This is a genomic window from Tistrella mobilis (assembly GCF_041468085.1).
Lineage (GTDB): Bacteria > Pseudomonadota > Alphaproteobacteria > Tistrellales > Tistrellaceae > Tistrella > Tistrella mobilis_A.
Genome location: NZ_CP121017.1, coordinates 3911232 through 3935100, shown reverse-complemented (window position 1 = coordinate 3935100; position 23869 = coordinate 3911232). Strand labels below are relative to the sequence as shown.

Sequence of the window (23869 nt, the reverse complement as noted above, 5' to 3'; positions counted from 1 at the left end):
CCGCCGGGGAAGCCCCCCTCGGCGGGCCGTTACGCGTTTGGGGCGTTCTTCGCGCGATCAGGCGCCGGTATCGAGCAGCAGGGCGCCGGTGCCGGCACCGGATTCCAGCCGCTCATGCGCCTCGGCGACCCGGTCGAGCGGCAGGCGATCGCCGGTCGGCACGATCAGCCCCTCCGCCATGCGCGCGATCACCGCGGCACCGGCGCTGCGATAGGTTTCCGCATCGGAGATGAAGCCGATCACGCTCGGCCGGGCGAGGGCGATGGATCGCGCCGGGCCCAGATCGTAGACGGAGACCGGCGGGATCCGCCCTGCGGCCTCGCCCAGGCTGGCGACCATGCCGAAGCGGCGGGCCATGCCGAGGCTTCGGGCGAGCGTCTCGCCGCCGATGCCGTCGATCACCAGATGGGCGCCGCCACCGGTTGCCGCCTGTACCGCGGCCACCGGATCTTCCGCCCGGCGGTCGATCACCAGATCGGCCCCGGCCTCGCGGGCAAGCGCCGCTTTTTCGGCCCCGCCGGCAATGCCGATCATCCGCAGCCCCAGCCGCCGGCCATGGGCGATCGCCATCCTGCCGAGCCCGCCCGCTGCGGCGTGAACCACCACGGTCTCGCCCGCCTGCATCACCCGCACCCGCGTGAACAGCATCTCGACCGTCAGCGCGCGCAACAGGGAGGCGGCGGCCATGTCGTCGCTGACGGCATCCGGCAGCTTCAGGGCCCGCCAGGCCGGCAGCAGGCGATGGGTGGCATAGCCGCCCCAGGGGGCGCCGGCCCAGGCGATCCGGTCGCCCGGCGCCAGCCCCGCGACATCGGGACCCACCGCCTCGATCAGGCCGGCGGCCTCGGCGCCGATCACCGTCGGCAGGGCCGGCAGCGGGTAGAGCCCGCGGCGGTGATAGATGTCGAGGAAGTTCAGCCCGGCGACCGTCTGGCGGATCAGGATCTCGCCCGGTCCGGGGGCCGGCACCGGCAGCTCCTCGACACGGAAACCTTCGGTCCCGCCGGCCGCATAAAGGCGGACGGCGCGGGCGGTGACGACAGCGGACATGGATCGGATCTCCTTCAGGCCCTGCCGCGGCAGGATGCCGCGTATCGGCCCTGAGGATAGATCTGTGGACATCTACGCAAACAGCTGGCAGGTTTGCGCAATATCTGTGGAATTATCCACATAAGTGGACGCGTACGGCTGATGAACTGGGACGATCTGCGCTATTTCCTGGCGCTGCAGCGCAGCGGCTCTCTGCTGGGGGCGGCGCGGGTGCTCAAGGTCGACCACACCACGGTTGCCCGGCGGGTGGATGCCCTGGAGACGGCGCTGGGGCTCAGGCTTTTCGACCGGCTGCCGCGCGGTTGGGTGCCGACGGCCGACGGTGAGCGTCTGCTGCCGGCGGCGGAACGGGTGGAAGAGGGGGTGATCGCCCTTGGCCGCGCCGGCGCTGCGGCAGGGGGGCTTGCCGGCACGGTGCGGGTGGCCGTGCCGCCGGTCTTCGGAGCGCATTTCCTGGCGCCGAGGCTGGCGCCGCTGGCTCTTGCCCATCCCGAGCTTGAACTGGAACTGGCGGGGGATATCGGCGCGGTCAGCCTGCTGCGCCGGGACGCGGATCTGGCGGTCCGGCTGGACCGCACGGGGGATGGCGAGCTGATCGGCCGGCATCTGGGCCGGATGGGCTTCGCCCTCTACGGCACGCCCGAACATGCCGCCCGCCCGCCGGTGCGCTGGGAATTCGCCGGTTATGACGACCGTCTGGCCGGGGTGGCGCAGCAGCGCTGGCTGATCCGCCAGGCTGCCGGCCGGCCGGTCCGGCTGCGGGCCAATGATCTGGCGGCGCTGGCCGAATATGCGGCGACGGGTCTGGCGCTTGCCGCCCTGCCGCATTTCCTCGCCGATCCCGATCCCCGGCTGGTCAGGGTGGTGGAAGATGCCGATGATGAGGCAGGGCGCGACATCTGGCTGCTGGTCCATGCCGATCTGCGCCGCTCCCCCCGGGTGCGGGCGGTGATGGATGCGGTGATCGACGCCTGTGCCCGCGACCGGGCCCTGCTCGACGGCTCCGGCGTGGCAAAGCCCACGGGGGCGCCCGCCGCCCCCTGATCTGCCGGCGCCAGAGACCCGATATGCCCTGTCTCAGACCATCGATGGGGAGGGGAGAGGTCATGGCCGATATCCGGGACCGGCTGCCGTCACGGCGGCGCCTGCTGCATCTCTCGGCCGGCGCGGCCGTCCTGCTGCCCTTTGCGGGCCTGGTCCGGCCGGGCATGACGCGTGCCGCGACGCCGGCCTGCGGGGCAGCGGATCCCACACCCCGGCAGACCGCCGGCCCCTATTTCAGCCCGGGATCGCCGCAGAGGGCCGATTTCACCGGCGATGCGCCTGATGGCGAGGGCATGCAGCTGACGGGGCGGGTGCTGGATACCGACTGCCGGCCGGTCGCGGGGGCGCTGCTCGACATCTGGCATGCCGATCCGACGGGTGCCTACGACAATCAGGGCTTCCGCATGCGCGGCCATCAGTTCGCCGACGATGCCGGGCGCTACCGCCTGACGACGCTCAGGCCCGGCCTCTATCCCGGCCGCACCCGCCATATCCACATCCGGGTCCAGGCCCCGGGCGGGCCGGTGTTGACCACCCAGCTCTATTTCGCGGACGAGCCCGGCAATGATCGCGACCGGATCTTCCGGCCCGAGCTGGTGATGGCCCAGGGGGCAGATGGCGGCTACGGCTTCGATTTCGTGGTGGCGAAATAGCGGGCGGGCGAGGTGCCGAAGCACCGCCGGAACATGGCGATGAAATTGCTCGGCCCCGCATAGCCCAGCGCGTCCGAGACGATCGCCACCGGCTCGCCGGCCGCGAGCATCTCCAGCGCCCGGACCAGCCGCGCCTGCCGGCGCCATTCTCCGAAGGTCATGCCGGTCTGGGCTATAAAGGCCCGGCGGGCCGTGCGGGGCGACAACCCCACCGCGTCTGCCCAATCCTCCAGGGTCCGGTCATCGGCCGGATCGGCCGCGAGGGCGGTCGCGATCCGGGCCAGCCGCCGCTCCGTCGGCATGGGCAGGTGCAGCGGTTCGGCCGGGGCGGCGGCAATTTCGTCCAGCAGCACGGCGGTCAGCCGTTCCTGGCGGGCATCCAGTCGGTCGGCCTGCCACCAGCCGGCGGCACGGCGGACCAACGCCCGCATCACCTCGCTCACCGCCAGCACCTGCGGTCCGGCCGGCAGCCCGGCACAGGCTTCGGGTGCAATCAGTACGGTCCAGCCGGAGGTGACGCCGGTCATCGCCCCCCAATGGGGTATGCCGGGCGGCATCCATCCCGCCCGGTGGGGCGGCCGCAGCCATGAACCATGGGGCGTGCGGCTGTGCATCAGCCCGGTCTCGATACAGATCAACTGGCCGCGGCGGTGGGCATGCCAGTCCACTTCCTGGCTGCCGAGCGGGAAGTCGTTCTCCAGCCCGGCACCGCTCGCCAGCGCGATGACCGGCGGCCCGTCCGGGCGGTCGAACAGATCCATGCGCGGCGCATCTCCCCTGCGATCTGGCAGCTTTTCAACATTTATTGTCCGGATGCGGTTACCGCTGCAAGCGCCCGGGCGTCTAGCGTGATCGTCAGGGCGCATCCGTGCCCCGATCCGTCAGAGGAGACCCTACCGTCATGTCTGCTATCCCCGGCGCCGATCTCCGGTTCATCGTTCACGACATGTCTGCCTTCCCACTGGTCCGCGCCCGGCCCGATGCCGTGCAGCCCGGCTATGCCGTCGCCTGGGAAGAAGAGATGCAGGCCCTGCTCGACCGCGGCACGCCTTTCGTCGTGATCTTCTCAGGCCCGCAGCCGGAAGAGACGCACGAGGACCGCAGGCGCCGGGCGCTCTGGCTCAAGCGCAGCCGCGAGGTGCTGGGCCTCATCTGCAAGGGCATGATCGTCGTCGAGGAGAGCCGTAGCCGGCGACTGGTGATGGAGGCTCAGGCGCTGATGGCCGAGAAGGCCTTCGGTGTCCCGGCCCGGGTGGTGGCCTCGGAAGCCGGGGTCGAAGAGGCGGCGCGCGATCTCCTCGCCCGCGGCTGATGCGGGCGGCCGTCTTGCGATGTTTGCGAAGATGACGGCGGAAGAGTTGCGAAGTTTGCGAAGGTGCGAAACGGCAACCGGGATCATCCCCGCCCAAGCCGGCGGCGAGGATGATCCCGGAGATTGAAGGCAGTCACTCCGCGGCGGCGCGGCTTGCCTCCGGCCCGGCATCGAGGCGGGCGAGGAGGCGCTTCTCCTCGACCTCGGCCGTGCGCATGGCGCTTTCCTTGATATGGCCATAGCCGCGGATCTTCTCGGGCACGGCGGCGATGTCGCGGATCAGGTCGCGATTGGCCTGGGTCAGCCGGGGCAGCAGCCCGTCGATCCGGCTGATATAGGCTTCGATCAGCGCCCGTTCGGCCCGGCGCTCTGCCGTGCGGCCGAAGGGGTCGAGGGCGGTGCCGCGCAGCCGCTTCATCCGGGCGAGCAGGCGCATGGCGCTGAACATCCACGGCCCGAAACTGGTCTTGCGCGGCTTGCCCGTCACCGGATCGGGTTTCGACAGGATCGGCGGCGCCAGATGCAGGGTGATCCTGCGGCCGCCGTCCAGTTCGGCCTTGAGCGCCTTCGCGAAGCTGCCGTCGGTGTAGAGCCGGGCGACCTCGTATTCGTCCTTATAGGCCATCAGCTTGTAGAGGGCACGGGCGACGGCCCTGCTGAGGCGGAGATCACCACCACCGGGCAGAAGCGCACGCTCCGCCGCTTCCACCCGCTCCACCACCGAGCGGTAGCGGGCGGCATAGGCGGTGTCCTGATAGCGCACCAGCTCGTCGGCATAGAAGGCGACGAGTTCGGGCAGGGGCGCCGTCTCCGGATCCGGCCCTTCGGCCACACGCGGCAGGGCGGTTTCGGTGGCCGGCTGATCGAGCCCTGCGGCGCGCAGCACCGCGGCCCGGTCGACGGCGGCCTTGCGGCCCCAGCCGAAGGCCTGCAGGTTCATCGCCACCGCCTGGCCGTTCAGCCGGATCGCCTCGCGCAGCGCCTCCAGCCCCACCGGCACCAGGCCTTTCTGCCAGGCGAGGCCGAGCAGGAAGGGATTGGCGTAGAGGCTGTCACCGAACAGGGCGCGGGCGATGCGGGTCGCATCGATCCGCTCCAGCGCATCACGGCCGATCGAGGCTTCGACCGCCATCGCCGTCGCGCCGTCGCCGAGCTTCATGTCCGGCTGGATCGCGAAAGAGGCCAGCGGCACGACATGGGTGTTGGCAACGCCGCGGGTGCGGCCGGCGGCATAGGTGGCACGGGCTTCCGCGCCGGCGGCCACCACCATGTCGGCGGCGATCAGGGCATCGAGAGAGGCCGGCGGCACCCGCCCGCCCGGGGGCGGGGTGGTGACCGGCGCCACCCGGACATGCGAGGTGACGGCGCCGTTCTTCTGAGCCAGGCCGGTCTGGTCGAGCACGGAAACCGCCCGACCCTCGATATGGGCGGCCATGCCGATCAGCGCGCCGATGGTGACGATACCGGTCCCGCCGATGCCGGTGACCAGGATATTGGCCTTGCCGCTTGCGACCGGCGGCACCTTGGGCAGCGGCAGGCCGTCATCCGGTGCCGGGCCGTCGGTGCCGGCCGCTGCCGGCTTCGGGGCCGCCGCGCGCTTTGCCGGTTTCGCCCCGGTGACGGTCACGAAGCTTGGGCAGAAGCCTTCGACGCAGGAGAAATCCTTGTTGCAGCTCGACTGGTCGATCTGGCGCTTGCGGCCGAACGCGGTCTCAAGCGGTTTCACCGACACGCAGTTGGAGGTGGTGCCGCAATCGCCGCAGCCCTCGCAGACCCTGGGATTGATGAAGGCGCGCAGATCCGGATCGGCCATGGTGCCGCGCTTGCGGCGCCGGCGCTTTTCGGCGGCGCAGGTCTGGTCGTAGAGCAGCACGGTCACGCCCGGCGTCTCGCGCAGCTCGCGCTGAACCTGGTCCAGCTCGTCGCGCGGACGGATGGTCACGCCCTCGGCCCAGGGCGTGCCGGCCGGATACTTGTCGGGCTCGTCGGTCACCACCACCACCCGGGCGGCCCCTTCGGCCGAGACCTGGCGGGTGATCTGCCAGGGCAGCAGCTGGCCGTCGACCGGCTGGCCGCCCGTCATGGCGACGGCATCGTTGTAGAGGATCTTGTAGGTGATGTTCACCTTGGCCGCGATCGCCGCGCGGATGGCGAGCAGGCCGGAATGGAAATAGGTGCCGTCGCCCAGATTCTGGAAGATGTGGCCGTCCTTCGAGAACGGAGCCTGGCCGATCCAGGCCGCCCCTTCGGCGCCCATATGGCTCCAGAGCGTGGTACGGCGATTGGGCATGTAGATCGCCATGCCGTGGCAGCCGATGCCGGCCAGCGCGCGGCTGCCCTCGGGCAGTTTCGTCGAGCTGTTATGGGGGCAGCCCGAGCAGAACCAGGGCGAGCGGCCGGGCAGCGGCGGCTCGTTGCCGGCAGAGGCGGCCGTCCCCGCGGCGGCACCGCCGCAGGCCGAAGCGAGCGCCCTGGAGGCATCGTCGAGACCGAAGCGCACGGCGATCGCACGGGCGATGGCGAGCGGGTCGAGCGCCCCGTCCTGCGGGAAGAGAGGCCGGCCTTCCGCATCGGTCTTGCCCGAAAGCCGCGGACGTTCGGCATCGGGCAGGCCGTAGAGCAGGCGGGCGAGCTGTTCCTCGACGATCGCTTTCTTCTCTTCGACCACCAGAACTTCATCGAGGCCGCTTGCGAAGCGCACCGCGTTGACCGGTTCCAGCGGCCAGACCAGGGCCGGCTTGTAGATGGCAATGCCGTGGGCGGCAAGGCGGCCCTCGTCGACACCCAGAAGGTCGAGCGCTTCCAGAACGTCGCCCCAGGCCTTGCCGACCGCGACGATGCCGAAACGGCGCCGGGGGGCATCATGGGTGACGCGGTCGAGGCCGTTGGCCCGCACCCAGGCCTGGACCATGGGCAGCTTGTGGCGGAACTGCCGGGCCTCCTGGTCGACCGGCGGATCGGGCCAGCGGATGTGATAGCCGCCCGGCGGCGGGGTCACATCGTCGGGCAGGCGGAAAACATGGCGCGCCGGATCGATCTCGATCGAGGCCGAGCCTTCGACGGTATCGGCGAGCGCCTTCACGCCCACCCAGCAGCCCGAGGCGCGTGAGAGGGCGAAGCCCGCCAGGATGTAGTCGACCAGTTCGCCGATGGTGGCCGGGTTCAGCACCGGCACATGGGCTGCGATCAGCCCCGGCTCCGACTGATGGGCGACGGTCGATGATTTGGCGGTGTGGTCGTCACCGAACACCGCGACCACACCGCCGGTGGGCGCCGTGCCGGCAAGATTGGCGTGCTTGATGGCATCGCCCGAGCGGTCGACGCCCGGGCCCTTGCCGTACCAGAGGCCGAAGACGCCATCCTTGTCGGATGTGCCGCCGCCGACATGAAGCTGTTGCGTGCCCCAGATCGAGGTCGCGGCCAGATCTTCATTCACACCGGGATTGAAGACGATCCCGGCCTTGTCGACATGTTTGCGAGCCTGCCAGAGCGCCTGATCGACGCCGCCGAGCGGTGATCCGCGATAGCCCGAGACGAAGCCGCCGGTGTTCAGCCCGGCCGCACGGTCGCGTTCCGCCTGCAGCAGCAGGGCGCGCACCAGCGCCTGGGTGCCGGTCACATAGATGCGACCCTGGGGCAGCGTGTACTTGTCGTCGAGCGTCACCTTCGGCGCGGCGGTCGCGTCGGCGGTGGTCTTGGTCTCGGACCGGGCCTCTGCGGTTCCGGTATCGCTGGTCGCCATCGTCGACCCGTCCTCCCTGGGAGCTTGCGGCCGTCCGGGAAACGACAGGACGGGCGGCGGAAACCGCCACCTCAACCTCTCCCTCGCGACCACTGGCACGGGACCGGCCCGGCACCGGGTGCCGGTGCACTGCCTCTTCGGTAGCGGCGGGCGGGAAGACCTCTGGAACGGATATCCCCACCACGGACAGCTCGCGACCGGTCCATACATGCCATGGTGATGCGCAGCCGGCCGATGCGTCAAGTACCAGACACCGTTCGAACGCCATGTGGACCGGCATACACCGTAGAGTGATCCCCTGCGCAGGATATGCATGCCATGGTGGCGTGTGCGGCAGCGACTTGACCCGGGGGGCCGGGGCTCTCATCCTGACCGCCGGACCGGAGGCGCCAGCCGGCTCCGCATCAAGGAATGAACCACCGGCCCCGATGCCGGTCACCCCTGGGAGGTCGCCCGCCATGTCGCCGCAGCCCGTACCGTCCTTCGTCTTCGAGACCACCCGCAGCATCGTGAGCGAGCCGGGAGCCTGCGCCAGGCTGGGCCAGATCATGCGTGATCTCGGGGCGACGCGGGTGCTGGTGGTCACTGACCCCGGTGTGCGGAAATTCGGCCTGACGGATGCCGCGCTCGAAAGCCTGACCGCGGCCGGGCTGGAGCCCGTGATCTTCGACCGCGTCGTCGCCGACCCGCCGGCCGAAGTGGTCGAGACCGCATCGGCGGAGGCCCGCGATGCCGGCGTCGACGGCGTCGTCGGCCTTGGCGGCGGCAGCTCGATGGATGTGGCCAAGCTGGTGGCCTTCCTGGTCGCCACCCCCGTGGCGCTGGACACGATTTATGGCGTCGGCAATGCAAAGGGGCGCCGCCTGCCGCTGGTCCAGATCCCGACCACGGCCGGCACCGGTTCCGAAGTGACGCCGATCTCGATCGTCACCACCGGGGCTGCCGAGAAGAAGGGTGTGGTCTCGCCCCTGCTGCTGCCCGATGTGGCGCTGCTGGATGCCGACCTCACCCTCGGCCTGCCGAAGAACGTGACCGCGGCGACCGGTGTCGACGCCATGGTTCACGCGATCGAGGCCTATACCAGCGCGCACAAGAAGAACCCGCTGTCGGACGTGCTGGCGCGCGAGGCGCTGCGCCTGCTGGGCGGCGCCATCCGCCGTGCCTGCACCGATGGCCGTGACCGCGCCGCCCGTGCCGACATGATGCTGGGGGCGCTGCTTGCCGGCCAGGCCTTCGCCAATGCCCCGGTCGCCGCGGTCCATGCGCTCGCCTATCCGCTGGGCGGCCATTTCCATGTGCCGCACGGCCTGTCGAACTCGCTGGTGCTGCCGCATGTGCTGCGCTTCAATCTGGAAAGCGACAGGGCGGCGCGCGCCTATGGCGAGCTGGCGCCGATCGTCTTTCCGGATCTGGACCGGACGGGCGGGGACAAGGCGGTCTCGGCGCGCTTTGCCGATGCACTGGCCGGGCTGACCGAGGAGCTTGGCCTGGAGACCCGGCTTGCCCAGGTCGGTGTCGGCCACAATCATCTGCCGCTGCTGGCCGAGGATGCGATGAAGCAGACCCGGCTGCTGGTCAACAACCCGCGCGAGGTGACGCTCGACGATGCCCGCGCGATCTACGAGGCAGCGCTCTGACATGACATATGGGGCGGCCCCGCTTACCCTGATCGGATCGCCGGGCTGCGGCTCGGCGATCGTCGAGATGGCGCTCGATCTGCTGGGGCTGCCGCATGTGCTGGAGGATCTGCCCTATCGGGAACCTGGGCCCGGCCGCGACCGGCTGCTGGCGCTCAACCCCACCGGCAAGGTGCCGGTGCTTGTGGTTCCGGGTGCTGCCCCGGATGGGCGCGATCTGGTGATGACCGAAAGCGTCGCCATCCTGCTGCATCTGACCGATCTGGCAGGCCCGCGCGGGGCGGACCTGGTGCCGGCGGCGGGCGATCCGCTCCGGCCCGTCTTCCTGCGCTGGCTGGTCTTCCTGGTGGCCGAAATCTATCCGGCGATCACCGTGCCCGAACATGCCGACGATACCGGGCTGGCGGGGGCGCCGCTCGCCGGTTTCCGCGCCGGCATGCAAGTCCGGCGCGACGGGCTGTGGCGGATGCTCGAAGCCGCGGCCGACCCCGTCGGACCCTGGTTCCTGGGCAGCCGCTTTTCTGCCATCGACCTTTATCTGGCCGTGATGAGTGGCTGGGCCGGCGGGCGTGCCCGTTTCGCCCGGGTAACCCCGCATCTGGGGGCCATCGCCGGCCGGGCCCGGGCCTTGCCCCGGGTCGCGGCCGTTCTTGCCCGCCATGACGATATCGAAGACCCGCTCCAGGACGGAGAGACCGCATGACCACGCCGGCCCGCGGCACCCGCGCCGACTACCGCCATTTCCTGCCGATCACCACCCGGTGGATGGACAACGACGTCTATGGCCACGTCAACAATGTGGTCTATTACAGCTATTTCGACACTGTGGTGAACGAGTACCTGATCCGCCGCGACGCGCTCGATATCCATGGCGGTGGCGTCATCGGCCTGGTCGTGGAAAGCGCCTGCCGCTACATGGCCTCGCTCGCCTTCCCCGAGCCGGTGACCGCCGGCCTGCGCGTCGGCCGGCTTGGCAACAGCTCGGTCGCCTACGAGATTGCCCTGTTCGACGGCGATGCCGATCTGGCCGCGGCCGAAGGCCGGTTCGTGCATGTCTATGTCGACCGCAAGACCCGCAGGCCGGTGCCGCTGCCTGCGGCGCTCAGGGCCGCCCTCGAACCGCTGGTGGTGGGCTGATGTCGGCAAGTGCAGCCGGCAGCGGCATCCCATTCTGGAAGGCGAAGCCGCTCGACCGGTTGAGCGGCGAGGAATGGGATGCCCTCTGCGACGGCTGCGGCAAATGCTGTCTGGTCAAGATGGAGGACGAGGATACCGGCGCGGTGCTTTCGACCGACGTCGCCTGCCGGCTGCTCGACTGCGACAGCTGCCGCTGCCGCGACTATCCCAACCGCAAGGCGATCGTTCCCGATTGCGTGGTGCTGACGCCCGACAATCTGGGCGCGCTCGACTGGATGCCGGCCACCTGCGCCTACCGGCTGGTGGCGGAAGGCCGCGATCTGCCCTGGTGGCATCCGCTGGTCTCGGGCGATCCGGGATCCGTCCGCCGCGCAGGGGTGGGGGCCCATGGCCGGGTGGTGTCGGAAGAGACGGTGGATGAAGACCGGCTGTTCGATCGGGTGGCGTCCTGGCCGGATTAATTCCGCAGCGCGGACGTCAGGGCCGGCGTCTTGACCGCTGCGATGCAGGGGCGTTCGATGGTCTCAACCATGACGCCGCGCAGAACGCGGCACCGGAGGACCACCAGACCATGCGCCGCCAGACCCTGACCGACCATATCCGCGAGAACGCCGACGCCTTCCAGAACATCAGCGACGCCATCCGGACCCATGCCGCGGAACGGCCGACGGCACCGGCCGTCGAAGACGAGACCACCGTCCTCGACTGGCAGGGGTTCAACGCCCGGATCGACGCCATCACCGCCGCCCTTCAGCAGGACGGGATCGGTCGCGGCGACAAGGTCGCGATGCTGGCCCGCAATGCCGTCGACGTCCTGGCGCTCTACATGGCGACCCTGCGCGCCGGCGCTTGTGCCGTGCCGCTTTCGACGCTGGCGAGCGCCGAACAGCTGGCGGCGATGGTACAGGATTCGGGCGCCCGGCTGCTTGCGGTCGATGCCTACTCGCTGCCGCTGATCGAGCCGGCCCTGGACCGGCTGGGCGATGTCCGGCTGATCGGCTTCGACATGGCGCCCGGCGGGAACTGGCCCCGCGGCACGTGGACCGGCTTTGCCGACTGGCTGGCGTCTGCCCCCGCCACGCCTGCCCCGGTGGTGATCGAGGCGCTCGATCTCTTCAACATCATCTACAGCTCGGGCACCACCGGTGTGCCCAAGGGCATCGTCCACAGCCATCAGATGCGCGGTGCGCAGACCCGGCGCATTCAGACCATGGGCTTCGGGCCCGACACCGTGTCGATCGTCTCGACTCCGATCTATTCCAACACCACGCTGGCCGCCCTGCTGCCGACCGTGCTGTTCGGCGGCCATGCGGTATTGATGGCCAAATTCGACGCCGGCCGCTTCCTGGAGCTTGCCGAGGCGAAGCGGGCGACCCACGCCATGTTGGTGCCGGTGCAGTACACCCGTATCCTCGACCATCCGGATTTCGACCGCCGCGACCTGTCGTCCTTCCAGATGAAGCTGTCGACCAGTGCGCCGCTCAGAGCCGAGGTGAAGCGCGAGATCGCCCGGCGCTGGCCCGGCGGCATGATCGAGATCTATGGCCTGACCGAGGGCGGCATCTCGTGCCTGCTCGACGTCATCGCCTATCCCGACAAGCTCGACACGGTGGGCCGACCCTCGGCCGGCGCCGAAATCCTGGTGATCGACGAAGAGGGACGCGAACTGCCGCCGGGACAGATCGGCGAGCTGGTCGGCCGTGGCCCCGCGATGATGAGCGGGTACCACAACCTGGACGAGAAGACTGAGGAAATGCTCTGGCATGACGCCGAGGGCCGGGTCTTCTTCCGCTCGGGCGACATGGGTGCGATCGACGAGGACGGCTTCGTCCGCCTGCTCGACCGGCGCAAGGACATGATCATCTCGGGCGGCTTCAACATCTATGCGGTCGATCTGGAGGCGGTGCTCTTCGCCCATCCGGCCGTGGCCGATGCCGCGGTGATCGGCGTGCCCAGCCGGGACTGGGGCGAAACCCCGCTCGGGCTGGTGGTTCTGAAGCCGGGCATGCAGGCGGAGGGCGACGAGATCCGGGCCTGGGCCAATGAGCGGCTGGGCAAGGCGCAGAGACTGTCTGCCGTGGAGTTGCGCGACGAGCTGCCGCGCAGTCCCATCGGCAAGGTGCTGAAGCGCGAGCTGCGCGAACCCTATAAACAGGCATTTGAGGCCCGCGCCACCGTCTGACCCGGCCCCCTTTCCCGCAATATGCGCCTCTCTCTTTACGGTTGTTTTGGTGGGGGCGTCCGTTGAGTCATCATCCTGTCATCGGGCGATCGCTCTCGATGGGAGGGGGAGCGATACGGCGCCGCCACTCGGATGGAGATGGTGCATGCGGAGGGTGTTGACAGTCAGGGGCACGCTGTTTGCCGTGCTTTGCCTGCTGGGGGTGGTCGCGGTCCTGGTGGCGATGAACGGGCAGCGAGCCCTGGTTCGGGCGGACGCCGCACTCGAACGGGTTTATGTCGACAGGGTGGTGCCGTTGCAGGCACTGAAGGCGATCTCGGACGCCTATGCGGTGTCCATTGTCGATGCGGCGCATAAGTTCCGGAACGGCAATGCGGACCGTGCAACGACAGCCACGTCGATCGACGCGGCGCGTGCGCAGATTGCCGCGCGATGGGCGGAGTATCGGGCGGGCGTTCGCGGCGGAGAGGAAGTGGAACTGGCCGGGGCATCCGAACGGCTGATGCGCGCCGCAGATGTGGAGGTCGGCCGTCTGGCGGCCATCGTGGCGGCCGGCGACACGGCCGGGCTCGACCTCTTCGTGCGCGAAACCTTGTATGCAGCGATCGATCCGGTAACGGTCTCGATCGACCGTCTGATCGGCGTTCAAGTCGCCTCCGCAGCAGCCGTCTACCGCCAGGCACATGATGCACAGGCGGCTGCCGAGATATTGTCGCTGGCGCTGATCGCGGTGGCGATCGGCTCGACCTTTGCCGGCATGCTGCTGGTGACTTACCGGGTGATCCGTCCCTTCAACCGACTGACCGGCACGGTCGCAGCCATTGCCGGCGGCGCGCTTGATGCCGAGGTGCCGGCCACCACCCGACGCGATGAAATCGGCGCCCTGGCCCGTGCGGTTCTGGTACTGCGGAACGGCAGCGCCGAGGCCGCAGGGCTGCGAGCCGAGCAGGAGCGTCGCCGCCATCAGGCCGAACGGGAACGGCGGGCCGAACTTGCCGATCTGGCCGCACGGTTTGAAGCGAGCGTCGGCGGGGCGATGGAGGTCGTCGCCGGTGCCGCATCGCGCATGACCGTGGTTGCAGGCAACGTGGCCGAAGCGGCCCGCCGCACCGATGCCCAGGCCGGGGCGGCCTCGGCGGGGGCGGAGCGGGCAGCCAACCATGTTGAAACGGCGGCTGCGGCCGCCGAGGAACTGTCGGCCTCGATCCGGGAGGTCGCGGGGCAGGTCGGCCGTGCCGCGGTGACCGCCGCACAGGCGGTCACCGAAGCCGATGCCACCGAGGCCCGCGTACGCGCCCTGGTTGAAGCCTCTGCACGCATCGACGATGTCGTCGCCCTGATCTCGGATATCGCGGCACGCACCAATCTGCTGGCCCTCAACGCGACCATCGAGGCAGCACGGGCCGGCGAGGCGGGCAAGGGCTTCGCTGTCGTGGCGGGTGAAGTCAAGGCGCTTGCCAATCAGACCGCGCAGGCAACCGAAGAGATCGGCGGCCAGATCGGGGCGATCCAGGCTGCCGCCACAGCCATGGTCGATGCGATGCATCGCATCGGCGGCGTGATCCGCGACATTCAGGGCATGTCGGCCGCCGTGGCCGCCGCGGCCGAAGAGCAGGCTGCCGCCACGGCGGACATCACACGTACGGTCGTCGAGGCCGCCCGGGCGGCCGGCGACGTTTCGACCAATGCCCGAGGTGTCGGCCGCGATGCCACTGAAACCGGCACCAGCGCCGCAGCCCTGCTCGACGGCGCGCGCGAGGTGGACGGGCAGGCCAGCCGGCTGCGCGACGAGGTCGACGGGTTCCTGAGACAGATCCGGGCCGGGTGATCAGCCGCGCTCGATCCGGCCTTCCATGGCATCCATCAGGATCTCCACCGCCTCTCGCGCCGACTGGCCTTCGCGCAGGCCCAGCGCATAGGCGCGGCGGTTGACCCGGCTGACGAGGCCGTCTTCATAGGTAGAGGCGGCCTCGCCGATCCGGGCGGTGGTGCAGTCGACCACGAAGCCGGCGATGGCCCGGGCATCGAGCGCAGGCAGTCGGGTGGTGCCGGCCTCGTCGATGCCGATCCCGGCGTCGTTATAGGCGGCGGCGAAGGCATCGGTCTTGAGCGCGTTCCAGGTGTCGCCGCCGATCAGCCCGCCATGGCTGCCGGTGATGACCACCTGGCCTGCGTCTTCGGCCTTCACGAGTGCCGCGCTGTCGATCAGCACGATCCGCGGCCCCAGCGGCCCGCGCGGGCTCAGTTCCCGGCGTGCTTCCGCATAGGGGGCCGGCCGGTCGAAGGGCATGGTGGCGGCTGCCAGGCGTTCTGCCGCCTCGGCACAGCTCTGGCCGGGCTCGACGCCGGCGGCGATCGCGGCGACATTGGCATGAGAGATGCGGCCGCGGGTGATCATGTCGCGGCCGTCGCCGATCCGGGCGCTGTTATGCGACACGGTGGCGGCGGCCAGGCCGATCTTCTGGGCCAGATCCAGCCCGCCGATCCCGGCGCGGTCCAGGCCGAGCCCGGCATCGTTCAGGATCACCCCCCGCACCTTCGACACCGCCGCCAGATAGGCGGCATAAATGCCGCCATGGCTGGCAGCCACCAGCACCGCCCCTTCCGCCTCGGGCCCCAGGCGGGTGACGCTGTCTGCCACGATGGGCCGGGTGGCGGCAGAAGGCGGTGTGGTCGTGTCGGCCATTCAGGTGTCTCCCTGTCGTCCGGCCGGTGTCGCGACGCGCCCGGCTTCGTGATCTTCACTTTGGTCATCATGCCCGGCGGTCATGCATCCGTCGAGGTCGGGGCACCATGATGCGGACCCGGTGCAGCGGGTGCCCGCCCTCACCGGCACCGATACAGGTCTATAATATGGAATATCGGGTCTGACCTCTTGTGCTGCCAGAGCAATCCATCTGACGCCTGATTTGGGCGGCGTTGAAAGAAACGGCATGAACGGGTCCAAATATTGGACCTGGATTTGACAGGCCTCGATTACCGCCGTTATCGTCGTTGCGTCGGCGTGGCACCAGCGGTGCCGCGATCCAAGAATGCGAGCCCGGGCCATCCGAGGCCGGGCAAGACGCAACCGACGGCGGGACAGGGAGGAAAGGTCGGCTCATGACCGGCGGGCAGAACGGCGCCACAGCGGCGACCGCGAGCAATCACGACATTCCGCGCCTGACGGCGCTCCACGGGCTGATGGCCCGCATCCGTGCCTTCGAACGCGCGGCCGAGACGGGGCAGAGCCGCGGCCTGGTGCTCGGCGCGGTTCATCTGTCGATCGGGCAGGAGGCGGTGGCCGCCGGCGTCTGCGCACAGCTGCGCCGTGACGATCTGCTGCTCTCCACCCATCGCGGCCATGGCCATACCCTGGCGAAGGGCGCCGATGCCCGCGCCATGATGCTGGAACTGCTGGGCAAGGCCGGCGGCACCTCCGACGGCCGCGGCGGATCGATGCACATCGCCGACTTCTCGGTCGGCATGCTGGGCGCGAACGGTGTCGTCTCCGCCAATATTCCGATTGCGGTGGGCGCCGCCCAGGCGATCCGTCTGAAGGGCAGTGATCAGGTCGTGGCGTGCCTGTTCGGCGATGGTGCGATCAATCGCGGGCCGTTCATGGAAGGGCTGAACTGGGCGAAGGTCTTCAACCTGCCGGTGCTGTTCGTGTGCGAGGACAATGGATGGTCTGCGACCACCCGCACCTCGACCCTCACCGCCGGTGAGGGAGCGGCAGCCCGGGCGCGGTCCATGGATGTGACCGCGATCGAGATCGATGGCAATGATCTGGTGGCGGTGGACGAGGCGACGCGTGAGGCCGTGGCTCGGCTGCGTGCCGGCGAGGGCCCGATCCTGATCCATGCGCGGACCTATCGGCTTCTCGGTCACACAGCCTCCGATCCGGCCGGCTATCGCCCGGCGGGCGAGGCCGAAGAACGCTGGTCGGGGGACCCGATGCGCCGCAACCGCGCTCTGCTGGAAGCCGCCGGCGTGCCGGCCGCCGAGCTTGATGCGCTGGAACAGGCGGCCACGGACGAGATGACCGCAGCGCTGGACGCGGCCGAGGCGGCCCCCTGGGCGCCGGCTGCACTGGCGCTTGAAGATGTGCAGGATGCCGGTGCGCCGGCGCGGTTCTGGACCCGGGAAGGCTGAGACCCATGGCCGACATCACCTATCTCGAAGCCGGCCGGCTGGCGCTTGCCGAGGAAATGGACCGTGATCCGCTGGTCTGGGCGCTGGGCGAGGATCTCGGCCGCGGTGGCGTGTTCAAGCAGTATGACGGCCTGCAGGCCCGCTTCGGCGCGAACCGCATCGTCGACACGCCGATCTCGGAATCGACCATCATGGGTGCCGCGGTCGGTGCGGCGATGAGCGGCACCCGGCCGGTGGTCGAGATGCGCTTCTCCGATTTTGCGCTCTGCGCCGTCGACGAACTGGTCAATCAGGCGGCCAAGGCCCGCTACATGTTCGGCGGCCAGACCCGTGTGCCGCTGGTGGTGCGCGAGCCGATCGGCATGTGGCGGTCGTCGGCCGCCCAGCATTCGCAGTCGCTGGAAGCCTGGTACGCCCATATCCCCGGGCTGGTGGTCACCGTGCCGGCGACGCCGGCCGACAACTACGCCCTGCTCAAGGCCGCGATCCGCTCCGACGATCCGGTCGTGCACATGGAGCACAAGAACCTCTGGGCGCTGAGCGGCCCCGCGGCGGAAAGCGATGCGCCGGCCGAATTCGGCCGGGGTGTCGTGCGCCGGGCCGGTGCCGACATCACCCTGGTGACCTGGTCGGCGACGGTCTGGACGGCGCTGGATGCCGCCGCGGCGCTGGGGGTGGAGGGGATCAATGTCGAGGTGATCGACCTGCGCACCCTCTGGCCCTGGGATCGGGAGCTGGTGCTGGAGAGCGTATCGCGCACCCGCCGTGCCCTGGTGGTGCACGAGGCGGTTCAGGCCGGCGGTTTCGGTGCCGAAATTGCGGCGACGATCGCCGAGGAACTGCATCACCGTCTGGAGGGGCCGGTCCGGCGCCTGGGTGCGCCGCGCGCGCCGGTGCCCTATGCCCCGCCGATGGAATCCGAACTCAAGATCACCGCCGGCGATGTCTGCAAGGCGGTCAAGGTGGCCCTGGGGCGCTGAGCCCCGGGTCGGTACCCATGACGACCACCGATCGGAAAACGCGACGCGCGTCACACGTTGCGGCTTTCCCAAAGGCGCAAAGAACGCCGAGAATGGAGACCGTGGCGGGTGCGGCCGGGATCCGCACCCGCGACCGATAAAGATCCTAGGGAGGAAACGAAGCGATGATGATGCGTGTCTTCAAGGCGGCTGCCGGTGCGGTCGCGGCTGCAGCGCTGCTGGCCACGGCCCTGAGTGGCGCCCAGGCGGCTGACTACAAGGAAGAATACAAGGTCTCGACCGTCGTGCCGGCGCCGTTCCCGTGGGGTCTCGCTGCCGAGAAGTGGGTTGAGCTGGTCCGCGAGCGCTCGAACGGCCGGATCAACATGAAGGTCTATCCCGGCGCGCAGCTGGTGTCGGGCGATCAGACCAAAGAATTCTCGGCGATGCGCCAGGGCATCATCGACATGGCCGTCGGCTCGACCATCAACTGGTCGCCGCAGGTCAAGGAGCTGAACATCTTCTCGATGCCCTTCCTGATGCCGGATCACGCCGCGCTCGACGCCCTGACCCAGGGACCGGTCGGCAAGGAGCTGTTCGACATCATCGAGAAGCGCGGCGTGGTGCCGCTCGGCTGGGCCGAAAACGGCTTCCGCGAGATTACGAACTCGAAGCGTGACATCAAGACTCCCGCGGACCTGAACGGCCTGAAGATCCGCGTGGTCGGCTCGCCGCTCTATCTGGATACCTTCACCGCCCTCGGTGCCAACCCGACCCAGATGAGCTGGGCGGATGCCCAGCCGGCGCTGGCGACCGGTGCGGTCGACGGCCAGGAGAACCCGCTCAGCATCTTCACCGTCGCCAAGCTGCAGAATGTCGGCCAGAAGCACGTCACCCTCTGGGGCTATGTCGCCGACCCGCTGATCTTCGGCGTCAGCAAGCGTGTCTGGGACACCTTCACCCCTGAGGATCAGGACCTGCTGCGCAAGGCCGCTCAGGATGCCGGTGTCTACGGCGTTCAGGTCGCGCGCAAGGGCATCACCGCCCAGGACGATTCGACCCTGAAGGAGATCGAGGGCCTGGGCGTGACCATCACCCGGCTGTCGGATGCCGAGCGTCAGGCCTTCGTCGATGCCACCCGCGGCGTCTACGAGAAGTGGGCGAAGGAGATCGGTCCGGAGCTGGTGAAGACGGCGGAAGAGTCGATCGCCAACCGCAAGAAGTGAGCCTCTTCCGGGGCGGCCTCGCTGCCGCCCCGGGCCTCACCCGGCGGCCATCTGCCGAAGCGGGCGTCCTGGGCGCCCGCCCCTCACAGCCTTCAACCGGGGAACGACTGCCGTGGCCTCCAGCCCCGAGCATGACGACGCGCCGGAAGCGGTCCGCGAGGTCGACCGTCCGGTCGTCAGCGGTCGTATCGAGGAATTCATTGCCGCCCTTGCGATGGCCGGGATCTGCGTGATCAGTTTCGGCAATGTCGTGGTGCGCTACATCACCAACGCCTCTTTTGCCGCCACCGAGGAACTGTCAATCTTCCTGCTGGTGGTGATGACCATGGTCGGCGCTTCGCTGGCCTTCATCCGCGGCGGGCATATCCGGATCACCGCCATCGTCGACCGCCTGCCCCGCCGGCCGCGCATGGGGCTGATCATGGCGACCCATCTGCTGACCGTGATCATGTTCGCCCTGGTCGCCTGGTATGGCGGGCTGCTGACGCTGGACGAGATGGAATACGGCGAGACTTCCCCCGCCCTCGGCTATCCGAGCTGGATCTACACCATCTGGCTGCCGCTGGTCTCCATCGCGATCATCCTGCGCGTCATCGGGCGTGCCCACCGGGAATGGCGTGCTTTCAGCACCCACGAGACGGTGGTCGACATCGCCACCGGTGATGATGCCCTGCCGGGTGACGATGCCGACCTCGCCGGGCCCAAGCGGGGGACGAGCCTCTGATGCTGACCGCCAACGTCTTCCTCATCGGCGCCTTCCTGCTGCTGCTGCTGCTGGGCACGCCGATCGCCGTGGCGCTCGGCCTCTCGGGCGTCGCCGGCATCCTCACCGGGCTCGACGTTTATGCCCTCGGCACCGTCGGCACCAACACCTACAACAGCATCGCGAAATACCCGCTGATCGCGATCCCGCTCTTCGTGCTGACGGGCGTGATCTTTGAACGCTCGGGCGTCGCCCGGCGCCTGGTCGAATTCGCCGCCTATTTCGTCGGCCCCCGCCGGGGTGGCCTTGCCGTCGTCGCCATCGTGGTCTGCATGATCATGGGCGGCATGGCGGGGTCGGGCCCTGCGGATGCGGCCGCGGTCGCGACGGTGATGATCCCCAGCATGCGGCGCGTCGGCTATCCGGCCGCCTTCTCGGCCAGCGTCATCGCCTCGGCCGCCTCTACCGCCATCCTCATTCCGCCCTCGATCGCGCTGATCGTCTATGGCGTGATGGTGCCCGGCACCGATATCCGCGCCCTGTTCGCGGCCGGCCTGATCCCGGGCATCCTCGCGGGGCTGTTCATCGCCGTGCCCACGCTGATCATCTCGCGCCGTCAGGGTTTCGGTGCGGCCGAGGCGGGCGAGCAGGGGCCACGCCGCCGCTTCCTGGACGTGTTCATCCAGGCGCTGCCGGGCCTGATGGCACCGGTGATCATCCTGGGCGGCCTGCGCACCGGCCTGTTCACGCCCACCGAGACCGCAGTCGTCGCCGTCTTCTACGGCATCTTCATCGGCCTCTTCGTCTACCGGGAACTCAGGTTCCGCGACATCTACAAGGCGCTCGCCGAAAGTGCCGAAACCTCGGCGGTGATCATGCTGATCATCGCGCTCGCCGGCATCTTCGCCTGGGCCGGCGGCACGCTCGGCGCCTTCGACAGCGCGGCCCGCGCACTGCTCGATTTCACCGACAACGGCTGGGTCATTCTGGCCCTGATCATGGTGATCCTGCTCTTCGCGGGCATGGTGCTCGACGGCGTGTCGATCTATCTGATCACCCTGCCGCTGATCGTGCCGATCGCCCAGACCTATGACTGGAACCTCACCTGGCTGGGCGTGCTGATGGCGATGAACATCGCGATCGGCCAGTTCACGCCGCCGGTTGCCGTGAACCTGATCGTGACCGCCCGCATCGCCAAGGTGCCGATCGAAGAGACGGTGCCCTGGGTGATCTGGATGGTGCTGGCCATGGTGGTGCTGCTCGCCCTGCTGATGGCGGTGCCGGACCTCGCCCTCTGGCTGCCGAAAACCCTGGGCTACGTCGTCTGACGCGGTCCGTCTGAATCACGAACCCTTCCGACACCTCCGGCCCACGGGCTGCGCCTCCCCAGGCGCGGCCCGACGGCTGGGGTGTGCTCTGATCCCCACCGATCCCATCGGTTTTTCCCGACCTTCCCTGATCCATAAGGATGTCCCGACAATGACGACGCGCGACGCAGGCACCGCAGCCGGTGCCAATGCACTGCCCGACGGCCCGATCACCGGCGGTGAAGCGCTCGCCCGCATGCTGCTCGCCCATGGCATCGGCCCGCTCTTCGGCATGGGCGGCTTCCAGCTGCTGCCGTTCTACGATGCCTGCCGGCGGCTGGGCCTCTCGCATGCCCTGATCAATGACGAGCGCTGCGGCGCCTTCGCGGCCGACGCCTATGCCCGCGTCACCGGCCGGGTCGGCGTCTGCGATGCGACGCTCGGGCCGGGTGCCACCAATCTGGTGACGGCACTGGTCGAGAGCTACAATGCCGGCGTGCCGATCGTCGCCATCGTCGGCGACACCCATCGCGACCACTCCTGGAAGAACATGACCCAGGAGACCCGCCAGCTCGACATCCTGCGGCCGGTGGTCAAGGAAGTGATCCGGGTGGAGCGCACCCACCGCATCCCCGAACTCGTCCGCCGCGCCTTCGCCGTCGCGACCTCGGGCCGCCCCGGCCCGGTGCTGCTCGACGTGCCGGAAGACGTCGCCCATGACGAGATCGTCTTCCAGGCCTCGGACTTCTATGCCGACCCGGCCGCCGAGGCGGCGCCCTCGCTGCGCTGCCGCCCGGCCTCGGCCGATCTGGCCCGTGCGGCCGATCTGCTGGCCAAGGCCGAGCGCCCGGTGATCCTCGCCGGTGGCGGCGTGCATCTGTCGCAGGCGGCTCCGGCGCTGGAAGCCTTTGCCCATGCTTTCGGCATTCCGGTTGCCCATACCCTGTCGGGCAAGGGCGCGATCGCCTGCACCGATCCGCTGTCGCTCGGCATTTTCGGCCGGTACAGCCGCATCGCCAATGACGTGATCGAGACCGCGGATGTGATCCTCGCCATCGGCTGCAAGCTGGGTGAGATCGCGACCAAGCGCTACAGCGTGCCGCCTGCGGGCAAGACGCTGATCCATCTCGACATCCTGGCCGAGGAATTCGACCGCTGCTATCCGGCGACCGTCCGGCTCTGGGGCGATGCGCGCGAAGGCATCGAGGCGCTGACGGAAAAGCTCAGCCCCACCGCCGAAGCGGCCCGGGCCGCGCGTGCGGGCTATGCCGCCGAGATCGGTGAGCGCATGGCCAAATGGCGGGCCGAGGTGGCGCCGAAGCTCAGCTCCGACGAACGGCCGATCACCATGGCCCGGCTGATGACCGAGGTGACCAAGGCCCTGCCGGCCGATGGTCTTCTGGTCGCAGATGGCGGCTTCGCGGCCCATTGGGGCGGGCTGCTGTTCGACACCAAGCGTGCCGGCCGCGGCTTCGTGCCCGATCGCGGCTTCGCCTCGATCGGCTATGGCCTGCCCGGTGCGATGGGCTGCGCGCTGGCGGCTCCGGGCCGGCCGGTGATGGCGCTGACCGGTGATGGCGGCTTCAACATGACGCTGGGCGAGCTTGAGACCGCGTTGCGCATGAACCTGGCCTTCACCCTGATCATCGTCAACAATGCGGCATCGGGTTACGTCAAGGCGCTGCAGCACCTGATGTACGGCACCGGCAATTACCAGTCGAGCGATCTGCGCGAGATGAATTATGCGGCGATCGCCGAGACCATGGGCGCCAGGGGCATCCGGGTCGAGAACCCGGACGATCTGCCGGGCGCGCTGGCGACGGCGATGGCCGAGCGCGGCCGGCCGACCGTGCTCGACGTGGTGGTCACCCGCGATCCGGCCAACATGCTGCCGGGTGTCGACAGCCGGGCGGTGAAGGCGAAGAAGGGCGACCGCGTCGCCTGATCAGGGAACGCCCGGCCTGCGAAAACCGGGGCAGGAGAACACCTGATCCGGACGGGGCTCCGTGCTAATCTGACGTGGTGTCATCCCATCGTCACGTGTACGGAGCCCCCATCATGACCGAGACCACGCCCCGGCGCCCGCGGATCGCCGTCACCGGCAGTGCCGGCACCGGCAAGACCACGCTGGTCGATGCGCTTGGCCGCCATTTCGGCCTGCCGGTGGTGCCTGAGCACATGCGCAGCCGGATCGAGGCCGGGCTCGACCTGCACAAGCTGGAATGGCCGCAGTTCCGCGCGCTGATCCGCGAGCTTTACGACGAGCATCTGGCGGCGCGTGATGCCGCGATCGCCGAAACCGGCGGCGCCGTCACCGATCGCTGTCCGCTGGACACGCTGGGCTTCTGGCTGCATTACGGCTTCGGCTCCGACGAGGCCGAAACCGATGCGCTCGCGGCGGATGCCGTCGCCCATATGACGCCGCTCGATCTGGTGGTGATCCTGCCCGCCGGCGCCATCCCCTTCGTCGCCGACGGTGTCCGTTCGCCCAATCGCTGGCTTCAGATCAAGTTTCAGATCCTGATCGAGGGCCTGCTCGAACGCTTCGCCCCCGGCGTGCCGGTGCTGCGCATGCCCGTCGACGTGCTCGACCCCCAGGCCCGCATCGACGCGGTGCTGGCGGCCCTGCCCGAGGGGGTGCGCTGACCCACACCCCCCCAAGACCCGCACCCGCACGGTTATGTGCGGGTGCAAGCCGCCATTGAGGCGGCGGCCAAGGGCGCGTCAGCGCCCGCCCGGCGAGGGGCATAGATACGACAGCCGCCATTGAGGCGGCGGCCAAG

General features: G+C 69.3%; 19 protein-coding genes and 1 pseudogene. 16 read left to right on the top strand and 4 right to left on the bottom strand.

What is annotated here, in order from left to right; all coding sequences use genetic code 11:
* Positions 1-57: 57 nt before the first annotated feature.
* The gene (locus tag P7L68_RS23305; protein ID WP_372002097.1) at positions 58-1050 is read right to left on the bottom strand and encodes a quinone oxidoreductase; all 993 of its coding nucleotides are present in this window, start codon (positions 1048-1050) and stop codon (positions 58-60) included.
* Positions 1051-1191: 141 nt separating this feature from the next.
* Between P7L68_RS23305 and P7L68_RS23300 the strand changes: the two genes are divergently transcribed.
* Together P7L68_RS23300 and P7L68_RS23295 are read left to right on the top strand one after the other, a co-directional pair.
* The gene (locus P7L68_RS23300) at positions 1192-2094 is read left to right on the top strand and encodes a LysR family transcriptional regulator (protein ID WP_372002095.1); all 903 of its coding nucleotides are present in this window, start codon (positions 1192-1194) and stop codon (positions 2092-2094) included.
* A 62-nt stretch (positions 2095-2156) separates the two neighbouring features.
* The gene (locus tag P7L68_RS23295) at positions 2157-2747 is read left to right on the top strand and encodes an intradiol ring-cleavage dioxygenase (RefSeq protein ID WP_372002093.1); all 591 of its coding nucleotides are present in this window, start codon (positions 2157-2159) and stop codon (positions 2745-2747) included.
* Here the strand turns inward: P7L68_RS23295 and P7L68_RS23290 are convergent.
* The gene (locus P7L68_RS23290) at positions 2717-3508 is read right to left on the bottom strand and encodes a helix-turn-helix domain-containing protein (protein WP_372002091.1); all 792 of its coding nucleotides are present in this window, start codon (positions 3506-3508) and stop codon (positions 2717-2719) included. The two genes, P7L68_RS23295 and P7L68_RS23290, sit on opposite strands and share 31 nt — an antisense overlap.
* A 140-nt stretch (positions 3509-3648) precedes the next feature.
* On the opposite strand from P7L68_RS23290, the gene P7L68_RS23285 reads away from it, so the two are divergent.
* On the top strand, positions 3649-4059 hold the full coding sequence (locus tag P7L68_RS23285) for a GntR family transcriptional regulator (RefSeq protein ID WP_372002090.1): 411 nt from the start codon (positions 3649-3651) through the stop codon (positions 4057-4059).
* Positions 4060-4192: 133 nt separating this feature from the next.
* Here P7L68_RS23285 and P7L68_RS23280 read toward each other — a convergent pair whose 3' ends face one another.
* Positions 4193-7801: an indolepyruvate ferredoxin oxidoreductase family protein gene (locus tag P7L68_RS23280; RefSeq protein ID WP_372002088.1), complete on the bottom strand. Its 3609-nt coding sequence runs from the start codon at positions 7799-7801 to the stop codon at positions 4193-4195.
* A gap of 458 nt (positions 7802-8259) precedes the next feature.
* On the opposite strand from P7L68_RS23280, the gene P7L68_RS23275 reads away from it, so the two are divergent.
* The 6 genes and pseudogenes from P7L68_RS23275 (at position 8260) to P7L68_RS23250 (ending at position 14585) form a co-directional block, all read left to right on the top strand.
* Positions 8260-9438 (top strand): iron-containing alcohol dehydrogenase, encoded by a 1179-nt coding sequence (locus P7L68_RS23275; RefSeq protein WP_372002086.1) that lies wholly within the window; start codon positions 8260-8262, stop codon positions 9436-9438.
* A 1-nt stretch (position 9439) separates the two neighbouring features.
* Positions 9440-10141 (top strand): glutathione S-transferase family protein, encoded by a 702-nt coding sequence (locus P7L68_RS23270; RefSeq protein WP_372002085.1) that lies wholly within the window; start codon positions 9440-9442, stop codon positions 10139-10141.
* Positions 10138-10575 (top strand): acyl-CoA thioesterase, encoded by a 438-nt coding sequence (locus P7L68_RS23265; RefSeq protein WP_372002083.1) that lies wholly within the window; start codon positions 10138-10140, stop codon positions 10573-10575. The genes P7L68_RS23270 and P7L68_RS23265 overlap by 4 nt, the downstream gene beginning before the upstream one ends.
* Positions 10575-11065: pseudogene (locus P7L68_RS23260) on the top strand (YcgN family cysteine cluster protein); the annotation flags it as partial. The gene P7L68_RS23265 and the pseudogene P7L68_RS23260, both read left to right, overlap by 1 nt.
* Positions 11066-11146: 81 nt before the next feature.
* Complete coding sequence (locus tag P7L68_RS23255; RefSeq protein ID WP_372006933.1) at positions 11147-12757, top strand: class I adenylate-forming enzyme family protein; 1611 nt, start codon at positions 11147-11149, stop codon at positions 12755-12757.
* Between the two features lie 145 nt (positions 12758-12902).
* Positions 12903-14585, top strand: coding sequence for a methyl-accepting chemotaxis protein (locus tag P7L68_RS23250; RefSeq protein ID WP_372002081.1), 1683 nt, complete (start codon positions 12903-12905; stop codon positions 14583-14585).
* On the opposite strand, the gene P7L68_RS23245 is transcribed toward P7L68_RS23250, so the two are convergent.
* Entirely contained in the window at positions 14586-15443 is an 858-nt protein-coding gene (locus P7L68_RS23245; RefSeq protein ID WP_372002079.1) for a hypothetical protein, read from the bottom strand.
* Between the two features lie 416 nt (positions 15444-15859).
* Here P7L68_RS23245 and P7L68_RS23240 point away from each other — a divergent pair, with 416 nt between their 5' ends.
* The 7 genes from P7L68_RS23240 to P7L68_RS23210 all read left to right on the top strand — a co-directional run bounded on the left by P7L68_RS23240 (position 15860) and on the right by P7L68_RS23210 (position 23732).
* Positions 15860-16891: a thiamine pyrophosphate-dependent dehydrogenase E1 component subunit alpha gene (locus P7L68_RS23240; protein ID WP_372002078.1), complete on the top strand. Its 1032-nt coding sequence runs from the start codon at positions 15860-15862 to the stop codon at positions 16889-16891.
* A gap of 5 nt (positions 16892-16896) precedes the next feature.
* Positions 16897-17871, top strand: a complete 975-nt coding sequence (locus P7L68_RS23235) for an alpha-ketoacid dehydrogenase subunit beta (RefSeq protein ID WP_372002076.1) — start codon at positions 16897-16899, stop codon at positions 17869-17871.
* A gap of 164 nt (positions 17872-18035) precedes the next feature.
* Positions 18036-19076, top strand: coding sequence for a DctP family TRAP transporter solute-binding subunit (locus P7L68_RS23230; RefSeq protein WP_372002075.1), 1041 nt, complete (start codon positions 18036-18038; stop codon positions 19074-19076).
* A 112-nt stretch (positions 19077-19188) separates the two neighbouring features.
* Positions 19189-19800 (top strand): TRAP transporter small permease, encoded by a 612-nt coding sequence (locus tag P7L68_RS23225; protein ID WP_372002074.1) that lies wholly within the window; start codon positions 19189-19191, stop codon positions 19798-19800.
* A gap of 2 nt (positions 19801-19802) precedes the next feature.
* Positions 19803-21107, top strand: coding sequence for a TRAP transporter large permease (locus P7L68_RS23220; protein ID WP_372006932.1), 1305 nt, complete (start codon positions 19803-19805; stop codon positions 21105-21107).
* Positions 21108-21258: 151 nt separating this feature from the next.
* Positions 21259-23031, top strand: a complete 1773-nt coding sequence (locus tag P7L68_RS23215) for a thiamine pyrophosphate-binding protein (RefSeq protein ID WP_372002072.1) — start codon at positions 21259-21261, stop codon at positions 23029-23031.
* 113 nt (positions 23032-23144) lie between these two features.
* Positions 23145-23732, top strand: coding sequence for an AAA family ATPase (locus P7L68_RS23210; protein WP_372002070.1), 588 nt, complete (start codon positions 23145-23147; stop codon positions 23730-23732).
* The last annotated feature ends 137 nt before the right edge of the window (positions 23733-23869 follow it).

What these genes read in the sequence shown, in the direction of transcription:
- P7L68_RS23305 (WP_372002097.1), bottom strand. Translation starts at nt 1,050, where the DNA reads ATGTCCGCTGTCGTCACCGCCCGCGCCGTCCGCCTTTATGCGGCCGGC.
- P7L68_RS23300 (WP_372002095.1), top strand. Translation starts at nt 1,192, where the DNA reads ATGAACTGGGACGATCTGCGCTATTTCCTGGCGCTGCAGCGCAGCGGC.
- P7L68_RS23295 (WP_372002093.1), top strand. Translation starts at nt 2,157, where the DNA reads ATGGCCGATATCCGGGACCGGCTGCCGTCACGGCGGCGCCTGCTGCAT.
- P7L68_RS23290 (WP_372002091.1), bottom strand. Translation starts at nt 3,508, where the DNA reads ATGGATCTGTTCGACCGCCCGGACGGGCCGCCGGTCATCGCGCTGGCG.
- P7L68_RS23285 (WP_372002090.1), top strand. Translation starts at nt 3,649, where the DNA reads ATGTCTGCTATCCCCGGCGCCGATCTCCGGTTCATCGTTCACGACATG.
- P7L68_RS23280 (WP_372002088.1), bottom strand. Translation starts at nt 7,801, where the DNA reads ATGGCGACCAGCGATACCGGAACCGCAGAGGCCCGGTCCGAGACCAAG.
- P7L68_RS23275 (WP_372002086.1), top strand. Translation starts at nt 8,260, where the DNA reads ATGTCGCCGCAGCCCGTACCGTCCTTCGTCTTCGAGACCACCCGCAGC.
- P7L68_RS23270 (WP_372002085.1), top strand. Translation starts at nt 9,440, where the DNA reads ATGACATATGGGGCGGCCCCGCTTACCCTGATCGGATCGCCGGGCTGC.
- P7L68_RS23265 (WP_372002083.1), top strand. Translation starts at nt 10,138, where the DNA reads ATGACCACGCCGGCCCGCGGCACCCGCGCCGACTACCGCCATTTCCTG.
- P7L68_RS23255 (WP_372006933.1), top strand. Translation starts at nt 11,147, where the DNA reads ATGCGCCGCCAGACCCTGACCGACCATATCCGCGAGAACGCCGACGCC.
- P7L68_RS23250 (WP_372002081.1), top strand. Translation starts at nt 12,903, where the DNA reads ATGCGGAGGGTGTTGACAGTCAGGGGCACGCTGTTTGCCGTGCTTTGC.
- P7L68_RS23245 (WP_372002079.1), bottom strand. Translation starts at nt 15,443, where the DNA reads ATGGCCGACACGACCACACCGCCTTCTGCCGCCACCCGGCCCATCGTG.
- P7L68_RS23240 (WP_372002078.1), top strand. Translation starts at nt 15,860, where the DNA reads ATGACCGGCGGGCAGAACGGCGCCACAGCGGCGACCGCGAGCAATCAC.
- P7L68_RS23235 (WP_372002076.1), top strand. Translation starts at nt 16,897, where the DNA reads ATGGCCGACATCACCTATCTCGAAGCCGGCCGGCTGGCGCTTGCCGAG.
- P7L68_RS23230 (WP_372002075.1), top strand. Translation starts at nt 18,036, where the DNA reads ATGATGATGCGTGTCTTCAAGGCGGCTGCCGGTGCGGTCGCGGCTGCA.
- P7L68_RS23215 (WP_372002072.1), top strand. Translation starts at nt 21,259, where the DNA reads ATGACGACGCGCGACGCAGGCACCGCAGCCGGTGCCAATGCACTGCCC.
- P7L68_RS23210 (WP_372002070.1), top strand. Translation starts at nt 23,145, where the DNA reads ATGACCGAGACCACGCCCCGGCGCCCGCGGATCGCCGTCACCGGCAGT.